Origin of the sequence: Pseudomonas nitroreducens NBRC 12694 (assembly GCF_002091755.1) — a bacterium.
In the GTDB taxonomy this organism is placed as follows: domain Bacteria; phylum Pseudomonadota; class Gammaproteobacteria; order Pseudomonadales; family Pseudomonadaceae; genus Pseudomonas; species Pseudomonas nitroreducens.
In genome coordinates this window covers 101,921-117,344 of the sequence record NZ_BDAI01000002.1, presented here as the reverse complement: position 1 = coordinate 117,344, position 15,424 = coordinate 101,921, and the positions used below count along the sequence as shown (strand labels likewise).

The 15,424-nt window shown below is 66.7% G+C and carries 13 protein-coding genes; 10 read left to right on the top strand and 3 right to left on the bottom strand.

Annotated elements, in window-relative coordinates; translation table 11 throughout:
* Positions 1-5 precede the first annotated feature (5 nt).
* From hypB to hypE, 5 genes are read left to right on the top strand one after another with little or no spacing between them, the layout of a single operon-like run.
* Positions 6-995: a hydrogenase nickel incorporation protein HypB gene (gene hypB / locus PNI01S_RS06405; protein WP_024762412.1), complete on the top strand. Its 990-nt coding sequence runs from the start codon at positions 6-8 to the stop codon at positions 993-995.
* The gene (locus PNI01S_RS06400) at positions 988-2,160 is read left to right on the top strand and encodes a Kae1-like domain-containing protein (RefSeq protein WP_051445544.1); all 1,173 of its coding nucleotides are present in this window, start codon (positions 988-990) and stop codon (positions 2,158-2,160) included. The genes hypB and PNI01S_RS06400 overlap by 8 nt, the downstream gene beginning before the upstream one ends.
* Positions 2,151-2,384, top strand: coding sequence for a HypC/HybG/HupF family hydrogenase formation chaperone (locus PNI01S_RS06395; protein ID WP_024762414.1), 234 nt, complete (start codon positions 2,151-2,153; stop codon positions 2,382-2,384). The genes PNI01S_RS06400 and PNI01S_RS06395 overlap by 10 nt, the downstream gene beginning before the upstream one ends.
* Positions 2,381-3,511, top strand: a complete 1,131-nt coding sequence (hypD, locus tag PNI01S_RS06390) for a hydrogenase formation protein HypD (RefSeq protein ID WP_024762415.1) — start codon at positions 2,381-2,383, stop codon at positions 3,509-3,511. Before PNI01S_RS06395 ends, hypD begins: the two co-directional genes overlap by 4 nt.
* Positions 3,512-3,540: 29 nt before the next feature.
* A complete protein-coding gene (gene hypE / locus PNI01S_RS06385) occupies positions 3,541-4,575 on the top strand; it encodes a hydrogenase expression/formation protein HypE (RefSeq protein ID WP_275936777.1) in 1,035 nt (344 codons plus the stop codon).
* Between the two features lie 103 nt (positions 4,576-4,678).
* On the opposite strand, the gene PNI01S_RS06380 is transcribed toward hypE, so the two are convergent.
* The 3 genes from PNI01S_RS06380 to PNI01S_RS06370 form a co-directional block, all read right to left on the bottom strand.
* Positions 4,679-6,049 (bottom strand): DUF1329 domain-containing protein, encoded by a 1,371-nt coding sequence (locus PNI01S_RS06380; protein WP_024762416.1) that lies wholly within the window; start codon positions 6,047-6,049, stop codon positions 4,679-4,681.
* Between the two features lie 13 nt (positions 6,050-6,062).
* Positions 6,063-8,024 carry a DUF1302 domain-containing protein gene (locus PNI01S_RS06375; RefSeq protein WP_089285751.1) on the bottom strand — a complete coding sequence of 654 codons (1,962 nt, stop codon included), beginning with the start codon at positions 8,022-8,024 and terminating at the stop codon, positions 6,063-6,065.
* A gap of 319 nt (positions 8,025-8,343) precedes the next feature.
* Entirely contained in the window at positions 8,344-8,817 is a 474-nt protein-coding gene (locus tag PNI01S_RS06370) for a DUF3859 domain-containing protein (protein ID WP_037013152.1), read from the bottom strand.
* A gap of 130 nt (positions 8,818-8,947) precedes the next feature.
* On the opposite strand from PNI01S_RS06370, the gene PNI01S_RS06365 reads away from it, so the two are divergent.
* The 5 genes from PNI01S_RS06365 (at position 8,948) to PNI01S_RS06345 (ending at position 15,389) form a co-directional block, all read left to right on the top strand.
* Positions 8,948-9,814 carry a pirin family protein gene (locus PNI01S_RS06365; protein ID WP_084357648.1) on the top strand — a complete coding sequence of 289 codons (867 nt, stop codon included), beginning with the start codon at positions 8,948-8,950 and terminating at the stop codon, positions 9,812-9,814.
* A 147-nt stretch (positions 9,815-9,961) separates the two neighbouring features.
* Positions 9,962-11,215, top strand: coding sequence for a sugar MFS transporter (locus tag PNI01S_RS06360; protein WP_084357647.1), 1,254 nt, complete (start codon positions 9,962-9,964; stop codon positions 11,213-11,215).
* 171 nt (positions 11,216-11,386) lie between these two features.
* Positions 11,387-11,878, top strand: a complete 492-nt coding sequence (locus PNI01S_RS06355) for a (2Fe-2S)-binding protein (RefSeq protein WP_065084771.1) — start codon at positions 11,387-11,389, stop codon at positions 11,876-11,878.
* A complete protein-coding gene (locus PNI01S_RS06350; protein ID WP_084357646.1) occupies positions 11,875-14,112 on the top strand; it encodes a xanthine dehydrogenase family protein molybdopterin-binding subunit in 2,238 nt (745 codons plus the stop codon). Before PNI01S_RS06355 ends, PNI01S_RS06350 begins: the two co-directional genes overlap by 4 nt.
* A complete protein-coding gene (locus PNI01S_RS06345; RefSeq protein WP_084357645.1) occupies positions 14,109-15,389 on the top strand; it encodes a cytochrome c in 1,281 nt (426 codons plus the stop codon). The genes PNI01S_RS06350 and PNI01S_RS06345 overlap by 4 nt, the downstream gene beginning before the upstream one ends.
* Positions 15,390-15,424 lie beyond the last annotated feature (35 nt).

The window sequence follows — 15,424 nt, the reverse complement described above, 5'->3', positions numbered from 1 at the left end:
ACGCCATGTGCGTCGTCTGCGGCTGCTCCAGCGGCCACTCCCATGACAGTCACTCGCATCCCGCACCAGACTCTGCACCCAGTACCGATGTGATGGATGCAGGTGGCGACCTGCACTACGGCCTGGGCACCGCCGGGGTGTCCCTGCCCGGCGTCAGCCAGTCGCGCACCATCCAGATCGAGCAGGATGTCCTCGGCGAGAACGACCGCCATGCCAGACGCAATCGCCAGGGCTTCGAAAGCCACCAGGTGCTCGCCCTGAACCTGGTGTCCAGCCCCGGCTCGGGCAAGACGACCCTGCTCTGCGCCACCCTCGAAGCCTTGCGTGCACAGCACCCGCACCTGCCGCTGTCGGTGATCGAAGGCGACCAGCAGACCAGCAATGATGCCGAGCGCATTCGCGCCACCGGCGTCGCGGCGATCCAGGTCAACACCGGCAAGGGCTGCCATCTCGATGCGCGGATGGTCGCCGACGCCTACGCGCGCCTGCCGCTGCACGACGCAGTGCACGCCCATCATGGACACGCCCATGCCATGCCGTTGCAGGCGCCCGCCGCCGGGCTGGGCGCCGGCGCACTGCGCCCGGTCAAGCCCCACGCCCCGGCCGGCATTCTGTTCATCGAGAACGTCGGCAACCTGGTCTGCCCTGCCCTGTGGGATCTGGGTGAAGCGGCCAAGGTGGCGATTCTTTCGGTGACCGAGGGTGAGGACAAACCGCTGAAGTACCCCGACATGTTCGCGGCGGCGGGGTTGATGCTGTTGACCAAGACCGACCTGCTGCCGCATCTGGACTTCGACGTGCAGCGCTGCCTGGAGTATGCCCAGCGGGTCAACCCCGGCTTGCGCGTGATCCAGCTCAGCGCCCGGAATGGCAGCGGCATGCAGGCCTGGCTGGACTGGCTGCTCGGCGACCGGACACTGCGCGCCGAGGCCCGGTCCGCGCGCATTGCCGCCCTGGAAGCGGAGCTCGCTCAGCTCAAGGCCCGCCATGACTGAGCTGAGAATCCAGAGCCTGCCCGGCGCTGCGACCTGGCCGCCGGTTCTGGCCTGCGGCGCATGGCTGAAGAACAGCGCCTGTCTGCTGCAGGGCGATCAGGTCATCTGGTCCCCGGTGCACGGTGACCTCGGTGAACCGGACAACTGCCTGGCGCTGGAAGACTCGCTGGAGCGCTTGCTCGGCCATGCCGAAACCCGCCCGCGCGCCATCGCCCATGACCTGCACCCGGACTTCCACAGCACCCGGTTGGCGTTCGATGTAGCAGCTCGCCTGGGCGTCCCGGCGCTGGGCGTGCAGCATCATCATGCACACATCGCCGCCCTTCAGGCCGAACACGGTCTGCAGGGGCCGGCCCTCGGACTGGCACTGGATGGCGTGGGCCTGGGCACTGACGGCAACGCCTGGGGCGGCGAGCTGCTGTGGGTCGACCACGGCGCCTGGCGTCGCCTCGGAGCATTACTGCCGCTGCCCCTCCCCGGTGGCGATATCGCCGCTCGCGAGCCATGGCGGCTGGTGGCTGCGGCGCTGCATCTGCTCAGACGCAGCGAAGAGATCGGCCCGCGCCTGGCCCCACTGGTCGGCGCCCAGCCTGCCGCCACCGTGGCCCGGATGCTCGAACGTCAGCTCAACTGCCCGACCAGCAGCGGCGCCGGACGCTGGTTCGATGCCGCCGCCGGTATTCTCGGGCTGAGTGTGCGCCAGGCCTTCGAAGCCGAAGCAGCGATCGCCCTCGAACGCTGCGCAACCGACTATCTGAGTCAGCATCCGGCCCCGGACGTCGCCGGACTCTGGCAAGTGCGCCACGACGGGCGCCTGGATCTCCTGCCGCTGCTGGCCCGACTGTTCGAGCTGGCCGACCAGGGTCGCGCCCATGAAGGCGCCGCCCTGTTCCACCTGACCCTCGCCGCCGCCCTGGCCGACTGGGTGGCACAGCAGCCCACGGAACTCTCGGTGCTGTTGGGCGGCGGCTGTTTTGCCAATCGCCTGCTCAGCGCGCAATTGAGCGATCTTCTGTCACTTCAGGGGCGGTGTGTATTCGGCACGCAAACCGTTTCCTGCGGCGATGCCGGCCTGGCCCTGGGGCAGGCCTGGGTCGCCGCGCAGTGGGCCGCCCCGGCCTGTGAGGCGGCGCTGCCGCTGGAGGATATTGCCCCATGTGTCTAGCCATTCCCGCCCGCGTGGTCGAACTGCGCGATAACGACCAGGCGCTGGTCGATCTCGGCGGCATCCGCAAGGAAATCTCCCTGGCGCTGGTCAATGGCGCGCAGCTGGGTGACTACGTGATCGTCCACGTGGGCTATGCCCTCGGGCTGATCGACCCGGAAGAAGCGCAGCGCACCCTGGAGATGTTCAATGAGCTGGGCCAGTCCCAGGGGCTGGAGCCATGAAATACATCGATGAATACCGCGACGGCGAACTCGCCCGGCAGATCGCCCAACGCATCCGCACAGTCGCACAGCCGGAACGGGAATACCGCTTCATGGAATTCTGTGGCGGCCATACCCATGCTATCTCCCGCTATGGCGTGAGCGACCTGCTGCCAACCAACGTACGCCTGATCCACGGGCCCGGCTGCCCGGTCTGTGTGTTGCCGATCGGGCGAATCGATCTGGCCATCCGCCTGGCCATGGAGCGGCAGGTGATCCTCTGCAGCTACGGCGACACGATGCGCGTGCCAGCCTCCGATGGACTCTCGCTGCTGCGCGCCAAGGCCCGGGGCGCGGACATCCGCATGATCTACTCGCCCCAGGACGCGCTGAAGATCGCCGAGGCCAACCCTGAGCGCGAAGTGGTGTTCTTCGCCGTCGGCTTCGAGACCACCACCCCACCCACCGCCCTGGTGATTCGCGAAGCGGCGCGGCGCGCAGTGGACAATTTCAGCGTGCTCTGCTGCCACGTCCTCACCCCGCCCGCCATTGCCCACATTCTCGACGCACCGGCCGAACAGGCGGTAGCGCTGGACGGCTTCATCGGCCCGGCACACGTCAGCGTGGTCATCGGCGCAGGTGCCTATGGCGAGTTCGCCCGGCGCTACCGCAAGCCGGTGGTGATCGCCGGCTTCGAACCGCTGGACGTGCTGCAGTCCATACTCATGCTCGTGCAGCAGGTCAACGAAGGCCGCGCCGAGGTGCAGAACGAATTCATCCGGGCCGTCAGCGACGAAGGCAGCCGGCCGATGCAAGCGTTGATGGAGGAGGTCTTCGAACTGCGCGAATGCTTCGAATGGCGCGGCCTGGGCGAGATGCCCGCCAGCGCCCGGCGCATCCGCCCGGCCTTCGCCCGGCACGACGCCGAAGCGCGCTTCGCCCTGCACTACCAGTCCGTACCGGACCACAAGGCCTGCGACTGCGGGCCGATCCTGCGCGGGCAGAAACAGCCTGTCGACTGCCGACTGTTCGGCACGGTCTGCACCCCGGAGAACCCTGTCGGCTCCTGCATGGTTTCCAACGAGGGCGCCTGCGCCGCGCACTACGCCTACGGGCGCTATAAGGACATCGAGGTAACCCGCGTATGACCTCCCCCACTGCCGTCAGACGCGCCTACGTGCGCCCTCTGAACCTGCGCGATGGCCGCATCGAGATGGCCCACGGCTCCGGCGGCCGGGCCTCGGCGCAACTGATCGAGGAAATCTTCCTGCGCGCCTTCGACAATCCCTGGCTACGCCAGGGCAACGATGGGGCGACACTGGCTACGGTGCTGGGCATGGGTGAGCGACTGGTGATGGCGACCGACGCCCACGTGATCTCGCCGCTGTTCTTCCCCGGTGGCGATATCGGCAGCCTGTCGGTACACGGCACCGTCAACGATGTCGCCATGAGCGGCGCTCGCCCCCTGTACCTGTCGGCCAGCTTCATCCTCGAAGAAGGCTTCCCCCTCGCCGACCTCAAGCGCATTGCCGACTCCATGGGCCGCGCCGCGCAGGAAGCCGGCGTCGCCATCGTCACAGGCGATACCAAGGTGGTCGAGCGTGGCAAGGGCGATGGCGTGTTCATCAGCACCACCGGAGTCGGCGTGGTGGCCGCCGGCATCGATACCAGCGGCAACCGCGCGCGCCCCGGCGATGTGATCCTCGTGTCCGGCTGCATCGGCGAGCACGGCGTAGCGATCCTCTCGCAACGCGAATCCCTGGAGTTCGAGACACAGATACGGTCCGACAGTGCAGCACTGCACGGTCTGGTGATGTGCATGCTCGAAGCCGTACCAGGCATACGCGTATTGCGCGACCCCACGCGCGGCGGGCTGGCGACGACGCTCAACGAGATCGCCGGGCAATCCGACGTGGGCATGCTGCTCGATGAAGCCGCCATCCCGGTGCAGCCGCAGGTGGAAGCCGCCTGCGAATTGCTCGGGCTCGATCCCTTGTACGTCGCCAACGAAGGCAAGCTGGTGGCGATCTGCGACGCGCGCGACGCCGACACCCTGCTGCAAGTGATGCGCGCCCATCCGCTGGGCGCACAGGCGGCGCGAATCGGCAGCGTCATCGAGGACGGGCACGGCTTCGTACAGATGCAAACCCGTTTCGGTGGCCGCCGCATCGTCGACTGGCTCGCAGGAGAGCAACTACCGCGGATCTGCTAGCGGCTGGCGAGCCACAAAGCGCCTGGGCTGCCGGCAAGCACGGAGCATCTCCGCGCTAGCCGAAAAACAAAGGCCCCTTGCGGGGCCTTTGTCGTTTGCTCGCTTAGCGAGAGGCCTTGCGGCGCAACGCCGAGGGACTGAAATTGGAGTCGTCCGGGGCCGGCTGGCTGAAGTCGGCGGTGCCAGGCTCCTCGTTGTCCAGCCACTGGATACTGTAGCGGTGCGCCTGGAGGTCATGGAAGGTGTCCAGGGCGGTCCACACCATCGGCTGCTCGTAGAAGCTCTTCAGGTAGGCCAGCGACACGCGCCACAGCTCGCCGCGGCCATCGTACTGGTCCACCACGGCGGCGCCCCAGCTGTCCTCGTCGAGGTAGAGGGTGCGGCGCGAGTAGATGTGCCGCGCGCCGGGCTTCAGCTTGCCGTCCACTACCCACACGCGGTGCAGTTCGTAACGGGTGTACTTGGGATTGACGTGGCCCGGGGTGAGCAGGTCCTTGTACTTAACCTCCGGGCTGGTGATCTGGTAGTTGTTGTAGGGAATGTAGATTTCCTTCTTGCCCACCAGGGTCCAGTCGTAGCGGTCCGGCGCGCCGTTGTACATGTCGGTGTCGTCGGCGGTGCGCAGACCGTCGGAGTCTTCGATCGGAGTGTCGTAGGCCAGCGTCGGGGCGCGGCGCACGCGGCGCTGGCCGGGGTTGTAACCCCAGGCCTGGCGCGGTTCCTTGACCTGGTCGAGGGTCTCCTGGACCAGTGCGCCGTTGCCGGCCAGGCGAGCCGGCGCGGTGGTGAAGGTCATGTAGTAGAACAGTGTATTGCCGAGCTTGTCGTAGCTGCCCTTGGGGTCGTAGAAACGGAACAGCGCCTCGTCCTGGGAGGTCACCAGCGAGTAAGCGCCGTTACGCTGCACGCCGGCCTGGGACGAACGCCGCACGATATAGGTGCCGCGGTAGCGGGCGATGTGATTCCACACCGCTTCCACGCCACTTTTCGGGATCGGGAACGGCACGCCGCCGTAGGCGTCGGAGAAGCCGTTGCCGCCCTCCACCAGCTTGGCACTGGTGGCGTTCTTGTAGATGTTGTCGTAGATCCACTGTGGCGCCGAACCGGTACGGTGGGTCTCGTAGACCGGCATCTGGTAACTGTCCGGATAGGCGTTGAACAGTGCGATCTGCCCCGCGGTCAGGTTGGCCTTGTACTGGTCAAGGTTGGCCTTGGTGATGACGAACTTCGGCTTCTCCCCAGCGAACGGATCGACATGGTGCGCACCCGGCCCCTTGTAGCCGGCGGGTGCCGAGGTCAGGCCGCCGCTCCAGGCAGGAATGGTGCCAGCGGCGTTACCGGCCTTCTCCGCGCCCATGGGCGTCAGGCTGCTCTTCAGTTGGGCAGCCTGGTCGGCCGAGACGGCAGCGCGCGCATCGGTGACGGCGAGGGCTGTCAGCGTGGCAAGGACGATCAGGGAACTCTTCTTGTACATGGTCCTCTCCGGATCAGAACGAGTATTTCGCGGTGATCGAGACGTTGTCGCGGTCGCGCATGGAGTTGCTCGAGCCGGCGCCGTAGTAGTTGGTGTACTGGGTACCGACTTCGAAGGTGTTCAGGTAGCTGGCGTCGATGCCGAGGGTGTAGGCCTTGCGGCCTTCGATGAAGTTGCCGGTGCGGTCGGAGTTGCCGCTGAAGTCCTCCTGGTAGACGGCGTAGGGCGAAAGTTTCACCCCAGCGTAGACGTCGTTCCAGCTACCGGTGAGCAGCAGGGTGTAGCCGTAGCTGTCGCGGCTGATCTGCACGTCGTCATCGTTGCCGCCGACGTAGGCCTTGTCCTGGGCGCCGACGAACTTGCGCTCGGTGCCGTCCCAGGCGGTGTACTTCAGGCTGCTGCCACGGATGTGCTCGGAGGCGAGCTCCGCCACGCCGGTCATGGAGTCGAAGGTCAGGTGCGGGCCGAAGTTGTAGATGGTCGACAGCGAGATGTTGTAGGTCTCGGCGCGTTCATAGTTCTCGAACAGGCTGCCGCGGCACAGCTGCTTGCCGGCCACCTGGGCGCAGGCCTGGCCGGCGGCCACATTGCCGTCGTAGAGGTTGGTCTGGCCCAGCACGCCCTGGGTCAGCAGGTCGCCGAGCAGGTCGTCGGTGGCGGAAATGCTGATGGGCATGTTCGGCCGGTAGGCGATCTCGCCGGATACCGAGGCATCGCCCAGGGTGGTGTTGAAGCTGAAACCGTACATGCGGATGTCTTCGACATAGTCACGGCGGGCTTCGGCGTTGCTCGCCATGTCCAGCGTGGCCAGGCCCGGCACCGCCTCGCCCAGGCCCAGCGGGCCGAGCAGGCTGTTCAGCGCGTCGACATCGACACCCTGGTAGTTGCGCAGATCGACCGCGACCTGCGGCTCCTTGGCATGGTAGTTGACGAAGTAGAAACCGAACTCGGTGGAGTTGAGCTCCTCGGCGATGTAGCGGAACGCCACGCCGAACTGGCCGTCGTCGCGCGCCTCGATGTCCTTGCCGATGTTGGCCACCTTGAAGGTGCCGGTGTTCGGATCGAGGAAGGCGTTCGGCCCATGCGGGCCGTTGCCCAGCAGGCCGAGAGAGGCGACCGTCGGGTAGCCGGCCAGCAGTTCCTTGATCAGCGGGTCGGTTTCGGTGGTATAGGCGGTTTCGCCACCATCGCTGAACAGGTCGGTATCGGAGAAGTAGGTACCGACCGAGTCGAGGCGGGTTTCCTTCCACTTCCACTGGTAGAAGGCCTCCATGGACAGGTCGTCGGTCAGGCCGAGGTTGAAGCTCAGGGCCTCCACCGGCACCAGCACTTCCTTGAGTTCGGAACCCGGCAGGTGGAAGCGTGCGGCGTCGACCGGGTTGATGGTGTTGACCCCGCCACGGTAGAACACGCCCTCGCCCCAGTTCAGCACCTGGCGGCCGACACGGCCGGTCAGCGGGTGCTCGTCGACATCCCAGCTGCCGGACAGGTAGGCATCCAGCAGCTCGGCCTTGCGGCCGGCGATATGCCGGGTGTCGTCGGTGAAGTGGTCGTCCTGCGGGTACGACTGACTGGGACGCTCCACGCCATTGGTGGTGTCGTAGTAGTCGTTGCGCTTGTCCATGATCTGCGTGTCGTAATACGCGGTGCCACGCATGAACAGGCCATAGTTCTGGTACTTGGCCGAGAGGTCGGAAGTGAGCTTGAAGACCTGGGAAACCAGGCCGGTGTCGAAGTTGCGGTTGCCGTCGTCGGCGTTGATGTCGCTGATGTTGCTCTTGTCGCGGCCCTGCACGCGCCACATGGCGCCGTAGGACAGCGTGCTGTCCAGCGAGCCGGTGATCTCGTTGTCGGCCAGCTTGAACTCCAGAGCCTGGGCCGAGCCCGCCACCAGCAGCGGCAAGAGTCCCATCACCGCCCCCGCCCGCCGCGGCGCCCAGAAAATGGACGAGCGCGCACCCAATCGACTGTTCATAGACAGCATTACCTCCATGGCCAAGATTTATCGCCCCGGTCATTGCGGCCAGAGCTGTTCTTATTCGTTTCTCGGCTGCCGCCAGCCTCGGACAAAACCGGGCCGCCGTGCAGTAACACTCCTGCCAGAGCGCTTGCGGGCGCTATGGCCCCCCCTCCTCTTCTGCTTGCACGCTGGAGTTGGGACTATCGTGCAGGCAAAGTAACAAACTGTTTCCCCTCTGCCAATGGAAAGGATGTAATCCGTCTCTTTCAACAGGCAAAGAAAAGCCCGGCATATGACCGGGCCCTTCTCTTACAGAGAGTTATTACTGCGTGACTTATTCGACGGTGAAGGTCTTTTCTGCCAGCAGGCGATCGCCCTGAAACACCATGAAGCGCCACTGGCCCTGTACCACCTCATGATTCTCGGTGAACTGGTAGGCCATCACATCGGTGGGCGCGCCCACGACCAGCTTCTGCACCACTTCGAACTTGTCGTGGCGCTGGCCATCGGGGCTGACCACGCCGGGAGTGAAGTACAGCAGCGTCAGCGGAGTATCGCCCTCGACCTTGCCACTGAGCTGGTAGCGCAGGCCGAACTTGGTGCCCAGCTTGGCCGGCACGCGGGTGGTGGACTCGAGCTCCTGCTCGCTGCGCGTCAGCACGCGCTCGCCCGGCTGGTAATCCTTGTAGTTGCTGACGAAGACGCCGTACTCGACCGGGCCGTTGACGCGCACTTCGGCAAAGGCCGAGGAGGCGAAGGCAGAAGCCAGGGAGAGAGCCAGGACTGCTGGCAGGCGGGAAATGGGCATGTCGCGCTCCTTGTTGGGGTCCGCGCGAGGCTATGACATCGCCGTGACAGCCTGATGACAGCTTGGCGCCGCGTGGGTAGGCATGTCGCCAAGCGTCTATCATGCGTGGATCGGACCACTGGACACCATCATGAGCGACAGCCTGCTAGCCATCCGCCCGCGCGCCGAAGACGTCGAGGGCGTGCCCATCCTGCGGCCCCTGCCGTCTGCACAGCGGCGCAGCATCGGCCCCTTCGTGTTCTTCGACCACATGCTCGAAAGCAGCTTCGCGCCGGAGCATGGCATGGACATCCGCCAGCACCCGCACATCGGCCTGTCCACCCTCACCTACCTGTTCGAGGGCCAGGTGCAGCACAAGGACAGCCTCGGCTCGGACCAGCGGGTACTGCCCGGCGACGTCAGCTGGATGACCGCCGGCCGCGGCGTCGCCCACGTCGAGCGAACCCCCGCCGACCTGCTGCACAGCGGCTCGCGCCTGCACGGCCTGCAGGTCTGGCTGGCTCTGCCGCGCGAGCTCGAGAGTTGCGAGCCCAGCTACAGCCACCACGCCAGCGCCAGCCTGCCGGAAAGCGACCACCTGGGCGTGCGCATCCGCATGATCGCCGGCACCGGCTTCTGCCTGGAGTCACCGGTGCCGGTGCACTCCAGAACGCTTTACGCCGACCTGCAACTCAATGCTGGCGCGACCCTGGTGATACCCGACGAACACCCCGAACGGGCGCTCTACCTCATCGAGGGAGAGGCCCTCCTGGACGACGAGCCCTTGTCACCGCACGAGCTGGTGGTGCTGCCCGAAGGTGAAACCTTCACCCTCAGTGCCTGCGGCGACTGCCATGCCGTGATCGTCGGCGGCGAGCCGCTGGATGGTCCGCGACGGATGAACTGGAACTTCGTCGCCAGCGACCCGGCACTGATCGACAACGCTCGTGCCCGCTGGGCCGCCCACGACTGGCCGACGGTGCCGGGTGAGCAGGAACGCATCGAGTTGCCGCGCTAGCCGAACAGAGAAACCTATCGGATATCGCCGCCGCGCTGTCGAACACCGGCGAATGCTTGAGGACTCGCGCGAAGGCCTGCTGTAGCATCGCGCGCCCTGAACCCTTGCCCCCGGCAAGCCCGCTACCTCTGGCCCGAGGAGTCCGCGATGGACCAGTCGACCGCCCAACGCCACACCAGCGCCCTCACCGTGCTGACCCTGCTGTTCTTCATGTGGGGCCTGATCACTTCGCTGAACGACATCCTCGTGCCGCACCTCAAGGCCGTCTTCACGCTGTCCTACGTGGAGGCCTCGCTGGTGCAGTTCTGCTTCTTCGGCGCCTACTTCATCATGTCCTTCCCCGCCGGGCGGCTGGTGGAGAAGGTCGGCTACAAGAGCGGCATCATCGTCGGCCTGTCCACGGCCGGCCTCGGCTGCCTGCTGTTCTACCCGGCGGCCGGCTCGCAGTCCTATCCGTTCTTCCTCGCCGCGCTGTTCATCCTCGCCTCGGGCATCACCCTGCTGCAGGTTGCGGCCAACCCCTACGTGAATGTGCTCGGCCCCGCCGCCACCGCGGCCAGCCGGCTGAACCTGACCCAGGCGTTCAACTCCCTGGGCACGACGGTCGGCCCGCTGCTGGGTTCGGTGACCATCCTCGCCATCGGAGCCGGTGCCGCTTCGCAGATCGGTGGTTCCGCCGCCAGCGAAGCCGACTCGGTGAAGACGCCTTACCTGGTGCTGGCCGGGCTGCTGTTCGCCATCGCCGTGCTGATCGCCCTGTTCCGCCTGCCGAAGATCCATCACGGCGAACCCACCGATGGCGCGGCAGGTCGCCAGTCGATCCTCGCCCACCGGCACCTGGTGTTCGGGGTCATCGCGATCTTCTGCTACGTCGGCGCCGAAGTCTCCATCGGCAGCTACCTGGTGAGCCTGATGGGCCAACCGGACATCGCCGGGCTGCCGGCAGAGCAGGCCGGCAAGTACCTGTCGTTCTACTGGGGTGGCGCCATGGTCGGTCGCTTCATCGGCAGCGCCCTGATGCGCGCGATCGCGCCGAACCGCCTGCTGGCCTTCAACGCCGTGGCCATCGCGGTGCTGATCGGCATAGCGCTGACCCTGGGCGGGCACGTGGCGATGTGGGCGCTGATCCTGATCGGCCTGTTCAATTCGATCATGTTCCCGACCACCTTCTCTCTCGCTCTGGAGGGCCTGGGCAACCTCACCAGCAAAGGCTCCGGCCTGCTCTGCATGGCCATCGTCGGCGGCGCGCTGATGCCGCTGGTGCAGGCCTTCTTCGCCGACCGCATCGGCCTGCTGCCCTCCTTTGCCGTGCCGCTGGTGTGCTACCTGTACATCATCTGGTTCGGTGCGCGCGGCTATCGTGCCAACCAATCAGCCTCCGCCCCTGCCGGTACCCCCTGAAACCACACTGCGACGGGGCGCGGTGTCCGCGCCCCTTTCACCTGATTCCTACAGGCCTATCGGCCCCCTCGCCCTAGCTGGCGTCAGCTCGTTCCCGAAGACTGCCTTCCGTTTCCCTCCGCCGACCCTCTTCGGCGCAAGGGACCGATTTCCCCGGAAGGAGCACACCCCGTGGCTGACCCCCTCTCGCTGGTCGTCAATGGCCAGCCCCGGCACCTCGCCGTGGCCGCCGATACGCCGCTGCTGTACGTCCTGCGCAACGACCTGCAGCTCAATGGCCCCAAGTTCGGCTGCGGCCTGGGCGAGTGCGGCGCCTGTACCGTGCATCTCGACGGCATCGCCACCCGCTCCTGCGTCACGCCGGTCTCCGCGGCTGTGGGGCGCCAGGTCACCACCCTGGAAGGTCTCGGCACACTGGATGCCCCGCACCCGGTCCAGCAGGCCTTTATCGACGAGCAGGCGGCGCAGTGCGGTTACTGCAGCAACGGCATGATCATGACCAGCGCAGCCCTGCTCGCGCGCAACAGTTCGCCCAGCGACGAAGAGATCCGCCAGGAACTGGCCTATAACCTGTGCCGCTGCGGTACCCACGTGCAGATCCTCAGTGCCGTGCGCAGGGCCGCCGAGCGAATCGGCAACCGCGGCCAGGAAAACCCGGCATGAGCCTGCTCGGCCGCCGTGAGTTCCTGAAGGCCGGCGCGGCCCTGCTGGTCAGCACTCAACTGCCTGACCCATTGCTGGCGCAAAGCGCCGATGGCGTGTTGACCCTCGACGAGGTCGACAGCTTCATTGCCATCGCCGGCAACGGCACCATCACCGCTGCCTGCGGCCATGTCGACCTCGGCACCGGCATACGCACTGCCCTGACCCAGATAGTCGCCGAGGAGCTGAATGTCGACCTACAGCAGATCACCCTGCTGCTGGGTGACACCCGCTACACGCCCGACCAGGGGCCGACCATCGCCAGTTCGACCCTCCAGGTCAGCGCCATTCCGCTGCGCCGGGCAGCCGCCGAGGCAAGGGAGTTCCTGATGCAGCGCGCGGCGCAACACCTCCGGGTCGACATTCGCCAGCTCGACTGCGCCGGCGGGGCAATCTTCGTCAGAGGCAAACCCAGCCGCAGTATCGGCTACGGCGAACTGCTGCGTGGCGAGCGCTTCGAACTGAAGGTCGATGCCAGCGCGCCGCTCAAGGCCCACAGCGATTACCGCGTGGTCGGCCGCTCGGTGCCGCGCCTGGACATCCCGGCCAAGGTCACGGGCGGGCTGACCTACGTACACGACATGCGCCTGCCGGGCATGCTCCATGGCCGCGTGGTGCGGCCGCCCTACACCGGTGCGGATGTCAGCGCGCCGCTGGGCAGGAGCCGGGCGGAAGTGGATGAGCAGTCCGTAGCCCACCTGCCCGGTTTTGTCCGGCTGGTGATAATAGGTGACTTCATCGGCGTGGTAGCCGAGCGCGAAGAGCAGGCGATCCACATTGCCCGCCAGCTGAAAGTACGCTGGAAGCACTGGAGCGGCCTGCCACCCCTGGGCCTGAACGAACTGGAATCCACCCTGCGCGCCCATCCCAAGCAGCCACGCATGCTCCAGGACGACACGCAGATGGATGCCGCGCTGGCGCAGCTCCACCGCCCACTGCAGCGCACCTACGTCTGGCCCTATCAGCAGCACGCCTCCATCGGCCCATCCTGCGCGCTCGCGCACTTCGAGGATGGCCTGATGAAGGTCTGGTCGGGCAGCCAGAACCCCCACGACCTGCGTGCCGACCTGGCGACCTTGCTGGGCATGCAGCCGGAACAGGTCGAGGTCATCCGGATGGAAGCGTCGGGCTGCTATGGCCGCAACTGCGCCGACGACGTGAGCGCCGATGCCGCGCTGCTCGCCCTGGCCGTCGGCCGACCGGTGCGCGTGCAACTGATGCGCGAACAGGAACACGGCTGGGAGCCCAAGGGTTCGGCGCAACTGATCGAAGTCCGCGGCGGGCTGGATGAGAACGGCGACGTGGCGGCGTACGACTTCTCAACCTGCTACCCCTCCAATAACGCGGTCAACCTGGCCCTGCTGCTCACCTCGCGGGTGGACGCCAAGCCCCAGATAACCCAGATGGGCGATCGCACCGCCGTCCCGCAATACGCCTTTGCGCACATGCGGGTGGTCTGCAACGACGCAGCCCCCATCGTTCGCGCCTCGTGGATGCGCGGCGTATCGGCACTGCCCAACGTCTTCGCCCATGAGTCCTACATCGACGAACTGGCGCAGATGGCCGGCGCCGACCCCATCGAATTCCGCCTGCGCTACCTGCATGACGAACGTGCCATAGCGCTGATCAACGCGCTGGCCACCGCCGCTCAGTGGCAGCCGCGCGTCTCGCCCAACCCGCGGGCACGCCAGGGCAACCTGCTGGTCGGCCGCGGCTTCGCCTACGCGCGCTACTTCCACAGTACCTTCCCAGGGTTCGGCGCGGCCTGGGCGGCGCGGATAGTCGACGTCGAGGTCGAGCCGCACACCGGCGCCGTCCGCGTGACCGAGGTCCACGTGGCGCAGGACTGCGGGCAGATGGTGAATCCCGACGGGGTACGCCACCAGGTCCACGGCAACGTGATCCAGGCCACCAGCCGTGCACTGATGGAGTGCTCGACCTTCGACCGCAGCGGTGTCACCAGCCTGGAATGGGGTGGCTACCCGATCCTCGGATTCCCCCAGGTGCCCAGGATCACCGCGCTGCTGCTCGACCGCCCCGGTACTCCGCCGCTGGGGGCCGGCGAATCTGCATCGGTACCCAGCGCCGCCGCCATCGCCAATGCCCTGCACGACGCGACCGGCGTGCGCTTCACCCGCCCGCCGTTCACGCCAGAACGGGTACTGGCTGCCCTGAACGAGAAACAACCCAAATGAAAAACCATTCACTGGGCATCATCGCAGCGCTGGCCGCATCCACCTTGGTAGCGCTGGCCATGACCTGGAAAGGCAGCATTGCGCCCATCGACCCGCCGGCCGTCGACAGCTTCGGCGCCGAATCCATTGCCCGCGGGCAGAAACTGGCGGCCCTGGGCGACTGCGCCGCCTGCCACACCCGTGAAGGTGGCGCGCCGCTGAGCGGTGGCCGTGCGATGGCCACACCGTTCGGCACGCTCTACACCAGCAACCTCACCCCGGACCGCGATACCGGGCTGGGCAGCTGGTCCTTCGAGGCCTTCGAGCGAGCGATGCGCGAAGGTGTCTCGCGGGAGGGCGACTACCTCTACCCGGCCTTCCCCTACACCGCCTTCACCCGCATTGGCGACGAAGACCTGCACGACCTCTACGCCTATCTGATGAGCCGGCCGCCGGTGAAGGCGCAGCCCAGGGCCAACCGCCTGCGCTTCCCCTACAGCCAGCGCAGGCTGATGGCCACCTGGAACCTGCTGTATTTCGACCAGGGCCGCTTCCAGCCTCAGCCGCAGCGCGATGCTGCCTGGAACCGCGGCGCCTATCTGGTGGAGGGGCTCGGCCACTGCAGCGCCTGCCATTCACCGCGCAACGCACTGGGCGCCGAGCGTGCCGGCAAGCAACGCTTCACCGGTGCGACAGTGGACGGCTGGCAGGCGCCCTCTCTCGACGGCAGCGGCCAGACGGCGATTCCCTGGACCCAGGCGACGTTGTACGACTATCTGCGCAATGGCTTCTCGCGCTACCACGGCGGCGCCGCCGGCCCCATGGCAGCGGTAGCTGCAGGCCTTGCGCAGCAACCGGACGCGGACCTGCAAGCCATGGCGCGCTACCTCGCGAGCCTCCGGCCGGAACAGCCCGTCGATTTCTCGCCACAGAAGCAGGCGAGCGAGTTGGAAGAGCGTACCTACGGCACCCTGCAACCGGTCAGCGGTACTGGCGCCAGGCTATTCAATGGCGCCTGCATGGCCTGCCACCATGACGGCGACAGCCCGAAGCTCAATGGCGTGCGGCCGTCACTGGCGGTGAGCAACAAACTCTATGCGGCCACGCCGGACAATCTGCTGCGGGTGATCCTGGATGGCATCGGCGAACCCGCCCGACCGGAGCTGGGCTACATGCCGGCGTTCCGTCACAGCCTCAACGACGAACAGATTGTCGCGCTGGCGCGCTTCCTGCGGGAGGACTTCGCCGGCCTGCCAGCCTGGCCGGACCTCGAATTCAAGGTCGCCAAGCTGCGCTGAGCCCGGCGTGGGGGAGCGGCGCGACCGCCCTCCCC

Excerpts from the sequence above, each read along its gene's own strand:
- PNI01S_RS06345 (WP_084357645.1), top strand. The coding sequence starts at position 14,109 with ATGAAAAACCATTCACTGGGCATCATCGCAGCGCTGGCCGCATCCACC.
- PNI01S_RS06380 (WP_024762416.1), bottom strand. The coding sequence starts at position 6,049 with ATGTACAAGAAGAGTTCCCTGATCGTCCTTGCCACGCTGACAGCCCTC.
- PNI01S_RS06370 (WP_037013152.1), bottom strand. The coding sequence starts at position 8,817 with ATGCCCATTTCCCGCCTGCCAGCAGTCCTGGCTCTCTCCCTGGCTTCT.
- PNI01S_RS06360 (WP_084357647.1), top strand. The coding sequence starts at position 9,962 with ATGGACCAGTCGACCGCCCAACGCCACACCAGCGCCCTCACCGTGCTG.
- PNI01S_RS06365 (WP_084357648.1), top strand. The coding sequence starts at position 8,948 with ATGAGCGACAGCCTGCTAGCCATCCGCCCGCGCGCCGAAGACGTCGAG.
- hypD (WP_024762415.1), top strand. The coding sequence starts at position 2,381 with ATGAAATACATCGATGAATACCGCGACGGCGAACTCGCCCGGCAGATC.
- PNI01S_RS06375 (WP_089285751.1), bottom strand. The coding sequence starts at position 8,024 with ATGAACAGTCGATTGGGTGCGCGCTCGTCCATTTTCTGGGCGCCGCGG.
- hypB (WP_024762412.1), top strand. The coding sequence starts at position 6 with ATGTGCGTCGTCTGCGGCTGCTCCAGCGGCCACTCCCATGACAGTCAC.
- PNI01S_RS06395 (WP_024762414.1), top strand. The coding sequence starts at position 2,151 with ATGTGTCTAGCCATTCCCGCCCGCGTGGTCGAACTGCGCGATAACGAC.
- PNI01S_RS06350 (WP_084357646.1), top strand. The coding sequence starts at position 11,875 with ATGAGCCTGCTCGGCCGCCGTGAGTTCCTGAAGGCCGGCGCGGCCCTG.
- PNI01S_RS06400 (WP_051445544.1), top strand. The coding sequence starts at position 988 with ATGACTGAGCTGAGAATCCAGAGCCTGCCCGGCGCTGCGACCTGGCCG.